13 protein-coding genes and 1 pseudogene are annotated in these 13,597 nt (G+C 68.1%); 1 reads left to right on the forward strand and 13 read right to left on the reverse strand.

Annotated elements, in window-relative coordinates; translation table 11 throughout:
• Positions 1-153: 153 nt before the first annotated feature.
• The 4 genes from NX068_RS07125 to NX068_RS07140 are packed head-to-tail and all read right to left on the reverse strand — an operon-like array spanning position 154 to position 5,053.
• Positions 154-1,410 carry a multifunctional CCA addition/repair protein gene (locus tag NX068_RS07125; RefSeq protein WP_263460592.1) on the reverse strand — a complete coding sequence of 419 codons (1,257 nt, stop codon included), beginning with the start codon at positions 1,408-1,410 and terminating at the stop codon, positions 154-156.
• Positions 1,410-2,054, reverse strand: a complete 645-nt coding sequence (locus tag NX068_RS07130) for a glutathione S-transferase family protein (RefSeq protein WP_263460593.1) — start codon at positions 2,052-2,054, stop codon at positions 1,410-1,412. The genes NX068_RS07125 and NX068_RS07130 overlap by 1 nt, the downstream gene beginning before the upstream one ends.
• 54 nt (positions 2,055-2,108) lie before the next feature.
• Positions 2,109-3,065: a complex I NDUFA9 subunit family protein gene (locus NX068_RS07135; protein ID WP_263460594.1), complete on the reverse strand. Its 957-nt coding sequence runs from the start codon at positions 3,063-3,065 to the stop codon at positions 2,109-2,111.
• Between the two features lie 41 nt (positions 3,066-3,106).
• Positions 3,107-5,053, reverse strand: coding sequence for a lytic transglycosylase domain-containing protein (locus NX068_RS07140; protein WP_263460595.1), 1,947 nt, complete (start codon positions 5,051-5,053; stop codon positions 3,107-3,109).
• A gap of 37 nt (positions 5,054-5,090) precedes the next feature.
• Between NX068_RS07140 and NX068_RS07145 the strand changes: the two genes are divergently transcribed.
• On the forward strand, positions 5,091-5,732 hold the full coding sequence (locus tag NX068_RS07145; RefSeq protein ID WP_263460596.1) for a 5-formyltetrahydrofolate cyclo-ligase: 642 nt from the start codon (positions 5,091-5,093) through the stop codon (positions 5,730-5,732).
• 39 nt (positions 5,733-5,771) lie between these two features.
• Here NX068_RS07145 and ilvA read toward each other — a convergent pair whose 3' ends face one another.
• The 9 genes and pseudogenes from ilvA to NX068_RS07190 all read right to left on the reverse strand — a co-directional run bounded on the left by ilvA (position 5,772) and on the right by NX068_RS07190 (position 13,583).
• Positions 5,772-7,292 (reverse strand): threonine ammonia-lyase, biosynthetic, encoded by a 1,521-nt coding sequence (gene ilvA, locus NX068_RS07150; protein WP_263460597.1) that lies wholly within the window; start codon positions 7,290-7,292, stop codon positions 5,772-5,774.
• A 97-nt stretch (positions 7,293-7,389) separates the two neighbouring features.
• On the reverse strand, positions 7,390-8,337 hold the full coding sequence (gene hprK, locus NX068_RS07155; protein WP_263460598.1) for an HPr(Ser) kinase/phosphatase: 948 nt from the start codon (positions 8,335-8,337) through the stop codon (positions 7,390-7,392).
• A complete protein-coding gene (ptsN, locus tag NX068_RS07160; RefSeq protein ID WP_263460599.1) occupies positions 8,334-8,795 on the reverse strand; it encodes a PTS IIA-like nitrogen regulatory protein PtsN in 462 nt (153 codons plus the stop codon). Before ptsN ends, hprK begins: the two co-directional genes overlap by 4 nt.
• Before the next feature lie 137 nt (positions 8,796-8,932).
• The gene (gene hpf, locus NX068_RS07165) at positions 8,933-9,259 is read right to left on the reverse strand and encodes a ribosome hibernation-promoting factor, HPF/YfiA family (protein ID WP_263460600.1); all 327 of its coding nucleotides are present in this window, start codon (positions 9,257-9,259) and stop codon (positions 8,933-8,935) included.
• Positions 9,260-9,276: 17 nt separating this feature from the next.
• Positions 9,277-10,737 (reverse strand): annotated as a pseudogene (locus tag NX068_RS07170) (RNA polymerase factor sigma-54).
• Positions 10,738-10,743: 6 nt separating this feature from the next.
• The gene (lptB, locus tag NX068_RS07175; protein ID WP_263460601.1) at positions 10,744-11,466 is read right to left on the reverse strand and encodes an LPS export ABC transporter ATP-binding protein; all 723 of its coding nucleotides are present in this window, start codon (positions 11,464-11,466) and stop codon (positions 10,744-10,746) included.
• Positions 11,453-11,902, reverse strand: a complete 450-nt coding sequence (recX, locus tag NX068_RS07180) for a recombination regulator RecX (RefSeq protein WP_263460602.1) — start codon at positions 11,900-11,902, stop codon at positions 11,453-11,455. Before recX ends, lptB begins: the two co-directional genes overlap by 14 nt.
• A gap of 9 nt (positions 11,903-11,911) precedes the next feature.
• Entirely contained in the window at positions 11,912-12,952 is a 1,041-nt protein-coding gene (gene recA / locus NX068_RS07185; RefSeq protein ID WP_263460603.1) for a recombinase RecA, read from the reverse strand.
• 133 nt (positions 12,953-13,085) lie between these two features.
• The gene (locus NX068_RS07190; RefSeq protein ID WP_263460604.1) at positions 13,086-13,583 is read right to left on the reverse strand and encodes a CinA family protein; all 498 of its coding nucleotides are present in this window, start codon (positions 13,581-13,583) and stop codon (positions 13,086-13,088) included.
• Positions 13,584-13,597: the final 14 nt, after the last annotated feature.

Here is a 13,597-nt window from a genome sequence, read left to right on the forward strand (position 1 = left end):
ACGGCGCAGGGGCGCTCGTGCTCGGCGGAGAAGAGGCGTGATGCGCTTTTTGTTCTTGAGGGGTGTCGTATCCGCTGTGGTGTCTGCGCTGTTGCGCCTGAAATCGCAGGCCGATTCTTGCACGCAGCCTGCCACGGCGCCAAGCCGAGTGGTTCACGTTCGCGTAATGTTTGCCGGATTCGGGCTGGCGGCAGAAGCGCGGAGGCCGAGCGCGCGCACCGCGTCGACCCGGGCGGCGTGGATCGCCTGCGGTATCCGTTCCTTGTTGGCGCAGCCGCGCGCGATCGCGCCGGCGTCGAGGCGGCGCACCGCGTCCAGCGCCGCCAGCCAGGCCGCGCGCGGCGCCCATTCCGGCCGCGGGCCGCCGCCGCGGCCGAAGTAATCGCAAGCCGCCGCATCGAGCGCGAGCGCGAAGCGTTCGGGGCGCCGCAAGGCGTCGCAGCGCTCCAGCACCTTGACCATGGTCTCGGGCCGCAGGATCGCCGCCTGGCCGAAGATGCCGTGCTCGCGCGCGACCATTTCCGCAAGGTCGCGGCAGTCGGCCGGCGCTTTCAGCCGTATCGACACTTCACGCGCGCGCCGCGCGCTGGCCTGCTCGTGGCCGTAGTGGTGCGGCAGGATGCCGGCCGGCGTGTCGCCCTTGCCGAGATCGTGCAGCAGGCAGGCCCAGCGCACGGCGAGCGGCTGCCGGGTGGCGGCGGCATGGTCGATGACCATCATGACGTGCTCGCCGGTGTCGATCTCGGGGTGGTGCTGGGCGGGCTGGGGCACGCCGAACAGCTTGTCCACTTCCGGCAGGATGTGGGCGAGGGCGCCGCAGTCGCGCAGGCTGCGGATCATGCGCGAAGGCTTGTCCTCCATCAGGCCGCGGGCGAACTCCTGCCACACCCGCTCGGCGACGAGGTGGTCGACTTCGCCGGCCTCGACCATCCGGCGCATCAGCGCGAGCGTTTCCGGCGCGGTGTCGAAGTCGGCGTAGCGTGCGGCGAAGCGCGCCACCCGCAGGATGCGCAGCGGGTCCTCGGCGAAGGCCGGCGAGACGTGGCGGAACACCCGGGCTTCGAGATCGCGGACGCCGCCGTAGGGGTCGATCAGGCTGCCGTCGGCGTCGCGCGCGATGGCGTTGATCGTCAGGTCGCGGCGCAGCAGATCCTCTTCGAGCGTGACCTCGGGCGAAGCATGGCAGACGAAGCCGGCATAGCCCTTGCCTGACTTGCGTTCGGTGCGGGCGAGGGCGTATTCCTCCTGGGTCTGCGGATGCAGGAAGACCGGGAAATCCTTGCCCACCGGGCGGAAGCCCCGGGTCAGCATGTCCTCGGGAGTGGCGCCGACTACCACCCAGTCATGGTCGGTGACCGGCAGCCCGAGCAGGGCGTCGCGCACCGCGCCGCCCACCACGTAGCACTGCATCAGTCGTACAGGTCCTCGGCCGGGATCGATTCGGTTTCGGCGCGTGCCGCCGCCGCCCAGTCCTGCATGTGCGGGTTGGCCAGCATCGTGGCGAGGTATTCGCCGGCGGCGCCGTCCGGCTGCACGCCATAGGTCTGGAAGCGGAAGCAGACCGGCGCGAAGGCGGCGTCGGCGAGGCTGAAGCGGCCGAACAGGTAGGGGCCGCCCTGGCCGAAGCGGGCGCGGCAGTCGTTCCAGATCGCGGTGATGCGGGCGATGTCGGCATCGACTTCCGGCGTGTGGCCGAAGCCGCGGTAGTCCTTGCGGATGTTCATCGGCATCTTGCTGCGCAGGGCCTGGAAGCCGGAGTGCATTTCCGCGGTGACCGAACGGGCGGTGGCACGCGCGGTAGCGTCGGCGGGCAGCAGCGCGGGCTGCTTCTCGGCGAGGTATTCGCCGATCGCCAGCGAATCCCATACCAGCACGCCGTTGTCGTTGAGGCAGGGCACCTTGCCCGAGGGCGAGTGCGCCAGGATGCGCTCGCGGCTGCCCGGGATGAACAGCGGGATGTCGATTTCCCCGAAGCTGAAGCCGCCTTCGCGCGCGGCGAGCCAGGCGCGCAGGGACCAGGACGAGTAGTTCTTGTTGCCGATGATGAGTTTCATGGCCGACTCCGGGTGGTGAGGGTGGTGGGCTGCGATGCGTGTCAGCTACGCGCGTCAGCGTCGCGCGTGGCGCCGGAAGGGATAGTAGCGCGAGCGGACGGTTCCATCGCCCAGCCAGCTCGGCACCACCGCTTCGATGGCGGTCGGCTGCAGGCCGAAAGGCAGCGGCGCGCCGTCGGTGACGTTGTCGACGCGCATCGAGCGGACGTTGTCGCGGCTCATCAGCGGCTGGGGGGCGAGCTCCAGCAGGCTGGCCTGCAGCATCGCCAGGCCTTCCGGCAGGCCGATCACCGGGCGCGGCTTGCCGATCTGGGCGGAAACGTATTCGACGAGCTGGCGCAGGGTGTAAACCCGGGGGCCGGCGACGTCGAAGATCTGGCCGGCCGCGCCCGGCGTGTCCAGGCTGCGCCAGACGACTTCGGCGACGTCTTCGACGTAGACCGGCTGGAAGCGGGTATCGGCGCCGGCCAGCGGCAGTATCGGGAAAGTCGAGGCGAGATCGGCGAACAGGTTCAGGAAGCGGTCGTCGCGGCCGAAGATCACCGAGGGCCGCAGGATGACCCAGTCGAGGTCGGCGCCGGTGCTGCGGATCGCCGCTTCGCCTGCGGCCTTGGAGCGCTGGTAGCCGGACGGGCCGTCGGCGCTGGCGCCGAGCGCGCTGATGTGCACCAGCCGGCGCACGCCGGTATTGCGACAGGCGGTGACGATCTTCTTCGGCAGTTCGACGTGGGCCTGGGCGAAATCGGCGCCATAAGGCTCGCCGCCGCGCGAGTGCAGGATGCCGACCAGATTGACCACCGCGTCGGCGCCGGCGAGCAGGCGTTCCAGCGTGGCGGGATCATGCACATTGGCTTCGACGGCCTCGACCGTCGGCAGCAGCACGACGTGGCCGGCACGGCTGCGGCGGCGGGTGGGGACGACGACCTGGACGCCGGCTTCGACGAGGCGGTTGGCGACGGCATGACCGACGAAGCCGGTGCCGCCGATGAGGACGACGCGTTTGATGTTCATGGCAGGGACTCGCTGTTGTTGCTCGATCGGAAAAGCTGTGTTCATTCGCTGGCCGGACGCGGGCCGATCACGCCCAGCCGTGTTTTCAGCGACTGGGGCCGGTGCTCGAACATCGCGCCGTAGATGATTGCATTGACCATCACCTTCTTGACGTAGTCGCGCGTCTCGTTGAAGGGAATGGTCTCGATGTAGATGGCCGCTTCGAGCGGCTTGTCGTCGCGCCAGCGGCGGGCACGCCCCGGGCCGGCGTTGTAGCCGGCGCTGGCCAGCACCGGATGATCGTCCAGGTCGTTCAGGATCAGGCGCATGTAGCTGGTGCCGAGCAGCACGTTGGTGTTGGGGTCGTTCAACTGGCGGGGATGGTAGCCGCGCAGGCCGATCTTGTTCGCCACCCATTTCCCGGTTGCCGGCATCACCTGCATCAGGCCCTGGGCGCCGGCGCTGGAGCGGGCCGGGACGACGAAGCGGCTTTCCTGCCGCATCAGGCCGTACACCCAGCCCAGGTCGAGGCCCTGCATATGCACTTGCGGCTCGATCAGCTCGCGATAGGGGGTCAGGAAGCGCAGCGCATAGTTTGCGCGCGGGTTGGACAGTTCGGCGCTGTTGATGGCGCGGTCGTAGAGCTCGTTGCGCAGCGCGAGGTGGGCGGCGGCAAGGCGGAAGGTTTCGTCGCGGCCGCGTAGGGCCCAGCTCCATTCACGGGTCGCTTCGGTGCGCAGGCCGAGCCGGTACAGTGCGAGGGCGCGGCGCAGGGCGGGATCGTTTTCGGCCTCGTCGAGCGGGGGCACGGCAAGCGAGTCCCCGCTCGCCGGAAGCGCAAAGGGCCGGCCGAGTTCCTCGGCGGCGAGGATGCCGTAGAAATGCGGTTCGGCGGCAATATGGCTGAACAGCGCCTCGGCGTCGCCGGCGCGGCCGGTCGCGGCATGCGCGCGCCCGAGCCAGTAGGTCCATTCGGGCTGCTGGCGCTCGGATTCCGGCAGCGCTTCGATGGCCGTGCGGACGGCGGCCCAGTCTCCGGCCCGCAGCGCGGCGCGCACGCGCCAGGCGCGCTGCAGCGGCGTCAGCTCGGCATTGCCCACCGCACGATAGAAGGCCATCGCCTCGGGCATCTGGTCGATGGCGGCATGCATGGCGATGACGGCCTGGATGTCGCCGCGCTCCTCGCTGCCGAGGCGGTCCTGCAACTGCAGCAGGCAGGCGTGGGCGAGGCGGGCGTCCTGCCAGGCGATGCGCGTCAGCGCGGCGAGGACGAGCTCCCGGCCGGCGCGGGTGACGGCGAAATTGGCCGGCAGGCGGTCGAGCCAGGCGGCGGAAGAGCGCAAGGCCTGTTCGGCATCGGCGGCGGCCGGCGCGATTTCGGTAGGTAGCCAGCTCCAGCTCAGCAGCGCATCGTCGGGTTTGCGCGTGTCGGCCTGATGGCGCGCACGGCGCCAGAGCGCGTCGTCATCGACCCGGCCGGTGGCATGGGTGGCGCGCAGCGCGGTGTCGCAGGCCGCCGGCGCATTGTCCAGTGTGCGCCATTCCAGCGCGACTTCGTCGAGCGCGCGGGTGTCGCCGGTCATCAGGCGGGCGGTCCAGGCCGTGCAGCGCATTTCGCGGTCGGGATTCTGCAGGCCGGGGTAGAGCGCCGCGAAGCGTGTCCAGTCGCCGTCCGTCGCCAGGCGGCGCAGCCATTCGGCACGCAGGCGCTCGGCCAGCACGGTACCGGCTTCCCGCTGCAGGAACGCGTCGAGTTCCTGCGCCGGGGGAGGCAGTTCGGGGCGCGCCAGCACATTGACGAAGCGCCAGTAGCGGACGTAGGCATCCAGTACGTGCGGGCTGGACTCGGCGGCGAGCACGTCGAGCGTGTCGCGGTCCCCCTTGCGCACGGCCTCGTGAGCGGCGACGATGCGGTCGTCGCCGAAAGCCCGCGACACCTGGGCCGGCGCCGCTGCCGGCAGCAACATCCCGGCCGCGCAGAGCGCGGCCGCCATCAAGCCCGTTTTCATACTTCCCCTGCTCTTCATTGCAAGCAACCATACCACAGTGACGAAGCCTGTTTCCGACCCCGCCGATGACATCGAGAAACGCCGCAGATTCCTGCGGCAGCAGGCAATCCAGGCGCGTGAGGCGCTGGACGAGGCGAAGCGGGCATGGCTCACCGCGCGCCTGGCAGGCCATCTCGGCGGCGTGATCGACGAACTGGCACCGCGCACGCTGGGTTTCTGCTGGCCTTTCCGTGCCGAGCCCGATCTCAGGGACTGGGTCCGGGACTGGCTGGCCGGCGATGCGCAGCGCGTGGCGGCCTTGCCGGTGGTCGTCGCAGCAGGAGCGGCGATGCATTTCCGCCGCTGGACGCCGGGGGCCGGGATGGTGCTCGACCGCCATGGCATCCCGCATCCGGCGACGCCGGAGGAGGTGGCGCCCGAGGTCGTGATCGTGCCGCTGAACGCCTTCGATGCGGCCGGTTACCGCCTGGGCTACGGCGGCGGCTACTTCGACCGCACGCTGGCGGGGATGGACGTGGTCGCGATCGGCGCCGGCTTCGAGCTGGGCCGGGTGCCGAGCGTGCTGCCGCAGCCGCACGACCGGCCGATGGACTGGATCGTCACGGAAGCTGGGGCGGCCCATGCTGGGGCAGCCCGTGCTGGCGCGGTACCCACCGGCGCGGCCCGCGCCAGCCGCTGAGACGCGTGCAATACGCCGCCGGGAACCCGACGGAAGGGCTCAGGCAGCGAGGAACAGCCGGTAGGCGGGGTTGCCGGTCTCGGCCACGTACTCGTAGCCGAGCCGTTGCAGGAAGTCCTCGAAGGCTTGCGTGTCCTCGGGCGGAACCTGCATGCCGATCAGCACGCGGCCGTAGTCCGAACCGTGGTTGCGGTAGTGGAACAGTGAGATGTTCCAGTCCGAATGCAGCTTGGAGAGGAAATTCATCAGCGCGCCCGGCCGTTCGGGGAAGACGAAGCGGTAGAGCACCTCGTTCTCGGCCTGCGGCGAGCGGCCGCCGACCATGTAGCGGCCGTGGGTCTTGGCCAGTTCGTCGTCGGTCAGGTCGATCGCCGGCAGTTCGTGGCGTTCGAGCATTTCCACCAGGCGGCCGACTTCGTTGCGGTTATGCACCGTCACGCCGACGAAGATGTGGGCCTGCTCGGGGTCGGCGTAGCGATAGTTGAACTCGGTGATGTTGCGGTTGCCCAGCAGGCTGATGAACTTGCGGAAGGCGCCCGGCCGCTCCGGAATCGTCACCGCCAGCACGGCTTCGCGCTGTTCGCCGAGTTCGGCGCGTTCGGCGACGAAGCGCAGGCGGTCGAAGTTCATGTTGGCGCCGGAGGCGACGGCGACCAGGTTCTTGTCGCGCAGCCTGTGGCGCTTGGCGTATTCCTTGGCGCCGGCGATGGCGAGCGCGCCCGAGGGTTCGAGGATCGAGCGGGTGTCCTCGAAGACGTCCTTGATCGCGGCGCAGATGGCGTCGTTGTCGACGACGATCATCTCGTCCACGTACTGTTGGCACAGGCGGAAGGTCTCGGCGCCGACCTGCTTGACCGCGGTGCCGTCGGCGAACAGGCCGACCTGTTCCAGCGCCACGCGCTTGCCGGTGGCGAGCGACTGCGTCATCGCGTCGGCGTCGACGGTCTCGACGCCGATGATCTTCGTCTCCGGGCGCACCCGCTTGACGTAGGCCGCCACGCCGGCGAGCAGCCCGCCGCCGCCGACCGCACAGAAGATGGCATGGATGGGCTTGGCATGGGCGCGCAGGATCTCCATGCCGATCGTGCCCTGGCCGGCGATGACGTCCGGGTCGTCGTAGGGGTGGACGAAAGTCAGCTTCTCGCTCTTTTCCAGTTCCTGCGCATGGGCGTAGGCGTCGGAATAGGACTCGCCGGCGAGCACGACTTCGCCGCCGCGCGCCTTGACCGCGTCGATCTTGATCTGGGGCGTGGTGCTGGGCATCACGATGACGGCGCGGGTGCCGAGCCGCGCCGCCGACAAGGCGACGCCCTGGGCGTGGTTGCCGGCCGAGGCGCAGATCACGCCGCGCTTCAGGGCCTGCGGCGACAGCCGCGCCATCTTGTTGTAGGCGCCGCGGATCTTGAAGCTGAACACCGGCTGCATGTCCTCGCGCTTGAGATGGATGCGGTTGTGCACGCGTGCGGACAGGTTGGCGGCGAGATCGAGCGGCGTCTCGACGGCGACGTCGTAGACGTGGGCGTTGAGAATGCGCTCGAGGTAATCCGTGGGGGTGCTCATCGAAGGCTCGCGGGGCAGCAAAGCCGTCGAGGGTAGCAGCCGATGCGGCACTGCGGCAATAGCGCCGCTGGTGGGCTGCTTGCCGGCCGGAGCGTGCTTACACCGTGCCGTCGCTGTCGGCGGCGCTCATCGCCTGCATCTGACGGTCGATGAATTCCTGCATCGCGTCGATGCCGCGCAACTGCAGGATGGTCGAGCGCACGGCGGCTTCGAGCAGCACTGCGAGGTTGCGGCCTGCGGCGACGGGCAGCACCACGCGCATGACCTTGACGCCGAGGATGTCCTTCACTTCCTGCTGCACCGGCAGCCGGCTCGGGTCGCCGTCGCCGGGCAAGCGGCGTTCGAGGTGGCAGACCAGGCGCAGGCGCATTTTCCGGCGGCAGGCGGTCTCGCCGAAGATGGTGCGGATGTTGAGGATGCCGAGGCCGCGGACTTCGATGAAATCCTGCAGCATCGGCGGGCAGCGGCCTTCCAGCACGGTCGGGGCGATGCGCGCGAACTCGACGACGTCGTCGGCGACCAGGCCGTGGCCACGCGAGATCAGTTCGAGCGCGAGCTCGGACTTGCCGGCGCCGGAGTCGCCGGTGATCAGTACGCCGACGCCGAGCACGTCCATGAAGACGCCGTGCAGCGAGGCTTTCTCGGCCAGTTCGCGCGACAGGTAGAGCCGCAACTGGTCGATGACGCTGGCCGATGGCTGGGGTGTGGTGAATAGCGCGACGTCGTGCGCTTCGCAGACGCCGCGGATGATGTTCGATACCGTGCAGCCGTCGGCGACGATGATCGCCGGCGGCTGGCTGGACAGGATCTCGTTGAGGTGGTGGGTGACCTTGTCGGTGGTCTGGCGCTGGGCCCAGGCCAGTTCGGCGGCGCCGACGATCTGCAGGCGGGTGGGGTGGATCAGGTTCAGGTGGCCGACGAGGTCGGCCGGCCAGATCCGCTCTTCGGCCACGGCCAGCACGGCATCCAGCCGTCCGCTGACATGGCTGAGCTGAAGGAGCTCCCGTTCAGCCTCGAACAGCCGCGCGACGCTGGTCTGCCTCATTCATCGGCGCCCCAGTTCACGAACAGCTTGTGGATGTGCGCGGCGTCGGGCGCGTCGAGCAGGGCTTCGCGGAACTCGCGGTCGCTGAACATCTGCGCCAGTTCGGACAGCAGCTGCAGGTGGGTCTCGTTGGCCTGCTCGGGCACGAGCAGCACGAACAGCAGATTGACCGGCTTGCCGTCGGGCGAGTCGAACTGCACCGGTGCCGCCAGGCGGAGGAAGGCGCCTGCCGCGTCCTTGAGGCCCTTGATGCGGCCGTGGGGAATCGCGATACCCTGGCCGAGGCCGGTGGAACCGAGCCGTTCGCGGGCGAACAGGCTGTCGAACACCAGGCTCTGGGCGATGCCCTGGTGGTTCTCGAACAGCAGGCCCGCTTGTTCGAAGACGCGCTTCTTGCTGCTGGCGTCCAGATCGACCACCACGTTCGACAGTGGCAGGAGTTGAGATATCAGGCTCATTCGCTATGGAGCTTGCGCAGCGCCGTTACCGCTGGCGCCACGCTGGGCGACGGGGGTTGGACCGGGGTGCGTTGAAGCCGCGTCTTGAAAACGCGCGCATTATAACCACACCCCGGAAGGAAAACCGCAATAGGCGATCAGGCCTCGGGCGGCGCCTGGTGCTTCAGGGCTTCGTGGTTGTGGTCGGTCATTTTCTGCTTGTACTTCTGGACCTGGCGGTCGAGCTTGTCGGCCATCGCGTCGATGGCGGCGTACAGGTCGGTATCCTCGCTTTCGACGAAGATGTCCTTGCCACGCACGTGCAGCGTGACTTCGGCCTTCTGCTGCAGCTTCTCGACGGAGAGGATCACCGCCACGCTGGTGACGTTGTCGAAGTGGCGGATGACGCGGTCGAGCTTGGCGCCGACGTAGTCGCGAATGGCCGGCGTGACTTCGACGTGGCGCCCGGTGATGTTGAGATTCATGCTAACTCCTGTTGTTGTCAGATCGATTTGCGCAAACTGACCGGCGGGATATTGAGTGATTCGCGGTATTTCGCGATGGTGCGACGTGCGACCACGATACCCTGCTGGCCCAGAACTTCTGCAATTCGTGCGTCGGACAGGGGCTTCTTCCTGTCCTCTGCGTCCACCAGCTGGCGGATCAGTGCGCGGATTGCCGTTGAGGAAGCTGCTCCGCCGGTGTCGGTGGAAACGTGGCTGCCGAAGAAATACTTGAGTTCGAAGACGCCACGCGGTGTCGCCATGTACTTCTGCGTCGTGACGCGCGATACGGTGGATTAGTGCAGTTCGAGCTGGTCTGCGATCTCCCGGAGGGTCAGTGGCCTCATCGCCACATCACCATGATCGAAGAACTGTCTTTGCTGGTCAACGATGGCCTGGGACACGCGCAGGATGGTGTCGAAGCGCTGCTGCACGTTCTTGATCAGCCAGCGCGCTTCCTGGAGCTGGCCGGTGAGCCCGCCGCCCTGTCCCCTGTTCTGCTGCAGCAGGCTGGCGTACAGGCGATTGACGCGCAGGCGCGGCATCGCTTCCTGGTTCAGGCTGACGGTCCAGCGGCCGCGAACCTTGCGCACGACGACGTCGGGCAGCACGTAGCGCGTCTCGGAAGCCGAGTGGCGCAGGCCGGGGTGCGGGTCCAGGCTGCAGATCAGGGCGTGCGCGGCGCGCAGTTCGTCGTCGTTGCAGCCGGTCAGCTTCTTCAGGCGGACGAAGTTGCGTTCGGCCAGCAGTTCGAGGTGCGCATCGACGATCTCGAGCGCCAGCATCTGGATCGAGCTTTCGGGCATCGCGCGCAGCTGCAGCGCCAGACATTCCTGCGGCGTGCGGGCGCCGATGCCTGCCGGATCGAGGTTCTGCACGTGGCGCAGCGCGATCGACAGATCGTCGAGGTCGATCTCGAGCTCGGGCGGCAGCAGTTCGAGCAGCTCTTCTAGCGGCTGGTACAGGTAGCCGTCGTCGTCGAGCGCTTCGATGATGAAGCGCACCAGCGCACGGTCGAGATCGTTCAGCGGCGACAGCGCGACCTGCTGGTCGAGGTGTTCGCGCAGCGACAGCTCGGCGGCCTGGATTTCCTGGAAGTCGACGTCGTCGTCATCGTCGCGCTTGGCCGATGCGCCGGTGCCGACGTTCGACCAGTCGATGCCTTCGTCGCCGCCTTCGTGCTCGGCTGCGCTGCCGGCGTCGGCGTCGCCGCCCGCGTTGGTGTCGGCTTCGCGCTGCTGCTCACGTTCGCGCTCGGCCGGAGAGGTGCTGGTCGAGGGCTCGAGCCTGGGCGGCGGCTCGTCGAATTCCTCGCGTTCCAGCATCGGATTCTCGAGCAGGAAGCGCTCGATCTCCTGGTTCAGCTCGATCGTCGACAACTGCAGCAGCTTGATCGACTGCTGCAGTTGCGGCGTCAGCGTGAGATGCTGGGAGAGCTTGAGCTGGAGACTGGGTTTCATCCTGGACTAGAGGCGGAAATGCTCGCCGAGGTAGACCTGGCGGACTTTTTCGTTGGCGATGATCTCGCCCGGCTGGCCGCTTGCGAGCACGCGGCCTTCGCTGATGATGTAGGCACGGTCGCAGATGCCGAGCGTCTCGCGGACATTGTGGTCGGTGATCAGCACGCCGATGCCGCGTTCCTTGAGGAAGCGGATGATCTTCTGGATGTCGATCACCGCGATCGGATCGACGCCGGCGAAAGGCTCGTCGAGCAGGATCAGGCGCGGGTCGGTGGCCAGCGCGCGGGCGATCTCGCAGCGGCGGCGCTCGCCGCCCGACAGCGAGATGGCGGTGTTGTCGCGCAGATGGCCGATGCCGAGCTCTTCGAGCAGTTCCTGCAGGCGCTCGTCCACCTGGCGGTTCTCCAGCCCCTGAAGCTCCAGCACGGCGCGGATGTTCTCGGCCACCGTGAGCTTGCGGAACACGCTCATTTCCTGCGGCAGGTAGGACAGGCCCAGCCGCGCCCGGGCGTGGATCGGCAGGTGGGTCAGGTCCTTGCCGTCGAGGCCGATCTGGCCGCCGTCGGCGCGCACCAGGCCGACGATCATGTAGAAACAGGTGGTCTTGCCCGCGCCGTTGGGGCCGAGCAGGCCGACGACCTCGCCCGAGCCGACTTCGAAGCCGACGTCATGTACGACGGTGCGTGCCTTGTAGCGCTTTTGCAGGCCAGCGACCTTAAGCAGACTCATCGTGGGGCTCTTTCAGCAGCTTGCGGATCAGGTCGGGTGCGAAGCCGCGGGTTTGCAGGAAGCGCGCCTGCCGCGCCCATTCGCGGGCGTCGGCGGGCGGCGCGGTGAAGCGGCTGCGCAGCACGCTGCGCGCACGCTCTGATTCCGATTCTGCACATTCGCCGGCGGTTGCCTCGTCGACCAGGTCACGGTCGAGGCCACGCCGCGCCATTTCGCTGCGCAGGCGGCTGGCGCCGAAGCGCGCCGCCTTGCTGCGCACGAAAGCCTGGGCGAAGCGCTCGTCGGACTGCAGGCCGAGCTCGCCCAGGCTTTCGATCACCGCACGGATCTCGTCCTCGTCGCCGTGGGCCGCGAGCTTCTTCGCCAGTTCGGCACGAGAGTGGTCGCGGCGGGCGAGGTGGCGCAGGGCGCGTTCGCGCAGGCTCGGTTCGGCCATGGCAGCCGATCAGACCTCGTCCGCCGCGACGGCCGGGGCTGCGCCGCCCGACGGCATCTCGGGCAGGCTGACGGCGGCACGGACCTTGTTCTCGATCTCGCGCGCCAGCGCCGGGTTGTTGCGCAGGAACTCGCGCGAGTTGTCCTTGCCCTGGCCGATCTTGTCGCCGTTGTAGGAATACCAGGCGCCGGACTTGTCGACGATCTTGTGCACCACGCCGAGGTCGATGATCTCGCCTTCGCGCGAGATGCCTTCGCCGTACAGGATGTCGAAGTGCGCTTCCTTGAACGGCGGCGAGACCTTGTTCTTGACGACCTTGACGCGGGTCTCGGAGCCGACCACTTCGTCGCCCTTCTTGATCGTGCCGGTGCGGCGGATGTCCATGCGCACCGAGGCGTAGAACTTCAGCGCGTTGCCGCCGGTGGTGGTCTCGGGGCTGCCGAACATGACGCCGATCTTCATGCGGATCTGGTTGATGAAAATCACCAGCGTGTTGGTGCGCTTGATGTTGGCGGTCAGCTTGCGCAGAGCCTGCGACATCAGGCGGGCCTGCAGGCCGGGCAACTGATCGCCCATCTCGCCTTCGATTTCGGCCTTGGGCGTCAGCGCGGCGACCGAGTCGATGACGACGATGTCGACGCCGCCCGAGCGCACCAGCATGTCGGCGATCTCGAGCGCCTGTTCGCCGGTGTCGGGCTGCGAGATCAGCAGGTCCTCGATGTTGACGCCGAGCTTCTCGGCATAGCCGACGTCGAGCGCGTGCTCGGCGTCGATGAAGGCGGCGGTGCCGCCGAGCTTCTGCATCTCGGCGATGACCTGCAGCGTCAGCGTGGTCTTGCCGGAGGATTCAGGACCGTAGATCTCGACCACGCGGCCGCGCGGCAGGCCGCCGAGGCCGAGCGCGATGTCGAGGCCGAGCGAGCCGGTGGAGACGGTCTGGATGTCGCGCTCGACGTTGCCGTCGCCCATGCGCATGATCGAACCCTTGCCGAACTGCTTTTCGATCTGCGAGAGCGCGGCGGCGAGTGCCTTGGCCTTGTTGTCGTCCATGAAAACTTTTCCTGAGTGATGGGCTGATTATGGCACAGAGCTTGCAGGGATTTTCGGCGGCGAGCTGCCGCAGCCGTGAACAAGGTCTCTGACGGCCTCAGCTTAGCATCTGTATTTATATACAGCAAATATGTCACGCAATATCCGCGCCAGCCAGTTCGATCAAGCGGCGCAGCGCCTGGATGACGGTCTGGCGCCGCACTGCCTCGCGGTCGCCGGCCAGTTGCAGCGTCTGCACCAGCGTGGCCGCGCCGCGCCGTGCCCAGGCCACGCACACCATGCCGACGGGCTTTGCCGGCGTGCCGCCGCCCGGGCCGGCGACGCCGGAAACGGCGATCGCGACGTTTGCCGTGCTGTGGGCCAGCGCGCCTTCCGCCATTTCGGTGACGGTCGCCTCGCTGACGGCACCGTACGCTTCGAGCGTCTTAGCGCGGACCCCCAGCATGTCGGTCTTGGCCGCGTTGGAATAGGTGACGAAGCCGCGGTCGAACCAGGCCGAGCTGCCGCTGGTGGCGGTGACGGTCGCCGCGATCCAGCCGCCGGTGCAGGATTCCGCGGTGGCCAGCAGCCAGCCCCGTGCGGCCAGTGCGGCACCGGCCGCGGCCGAGAGTTCGTTCAGTTCGCTATCCATCGTTCGCATGTGTG

The organism is Thauera carbonicopians (assembly GCF_025699485.1).
In the GTDB taxonomy this organism is placed as follows: Bacteria; Pseudomonadota; Gammaproteobacteria; order Burkholderiales; family Rhodocyclaceae; genus Thauera.

Excerpts from the sequence above, each read along its gene's own strand:
- hprK (WP_263460598.1), bottom strand. The coding sequence starts at position 8,337 with ATGAGGCAGACCAGCGTCGCGCGGCTGTTCGAGGCTGAACGGGAGCTC.
- NX068_RS07135 (WP_263460594.1), bottom strand. The coding sequence starts at position 3,065 with ATGAACATCAAACGCGTCGTCCTCATCGGCGGCACCGGCTTCGTCGGT.
- NX068_RS07190 (WP_263460604.1), bottom strand. The coding sequence starts at position 13,583 with ATGGATAGCGAACTGAACGAACTCTCGGCCGCGGCCGGTGCCGCACTG.
- NX068_RS07125 (WP_263460592.1), bottom strand. The coding sequence starts at position 1,410 with ATGCAGTGCTACGTGGTGGGCGGCGCGGTGCGCGACGCCCTGCTCGGG.
- lptB (WP_263460601.1), bottom strand. The coding sequence starts at position 11,466 with ATGAGTCTGCTTAAGGTCGCTGGCCTGCAAAAGCGCTACAAGGCACGC.
- recA (WP_263460603.1), bottom strand. The coding sequence starts at position 12,952 with ATGGACGACAACAAGGCCAAGGCACTCGCCGCCGCGCTCTCGCAGATC.
- hpf (WP_263460600.1), bottom strand. The coding sequence starts at position 9,259 with ATGAATCTCAACATCACCGGGCGCCACGTCGAAGTCACGCCGGCCATT.
- ilvA (WP_263460597.1), bottom strand. The coding sequence starts at position 7,292 with ATGAGCACCCCCACGGATTACCTCGAGCGCATTCTCAACGCCCACGTC.
- NX068_RS07130 (WP_263460593.1), bottom strand. The coding sequence starts at position 2,054 with ATGAAACTCATCATCGGCAACAAGAACTACTCGTCCTGGTCCCTGCGC.
- recX (WP_263460602.1), bottom strand. The coding sequence starts at position 11,902 with ATGGCCGAACCGAGCCTGCGCGAACGCGCCCTGCGCCACCTCGCCCGC.
- ptsN (WP_263460599.1), bottom strand. The coding sequence starts at position 8,795 with ATGAGCCTGATATCTCAACTCCTGCCACTGTCGAACGTGGTGGTCGAT.
- NX068_RS07140 (WP_263460595.1), bottom strand. The coding sequence starts at position 5,053 with ATGAAAACGGGCTTGATGGCGGCCGCGCTCTGCGCGGCCGGGATGTTG.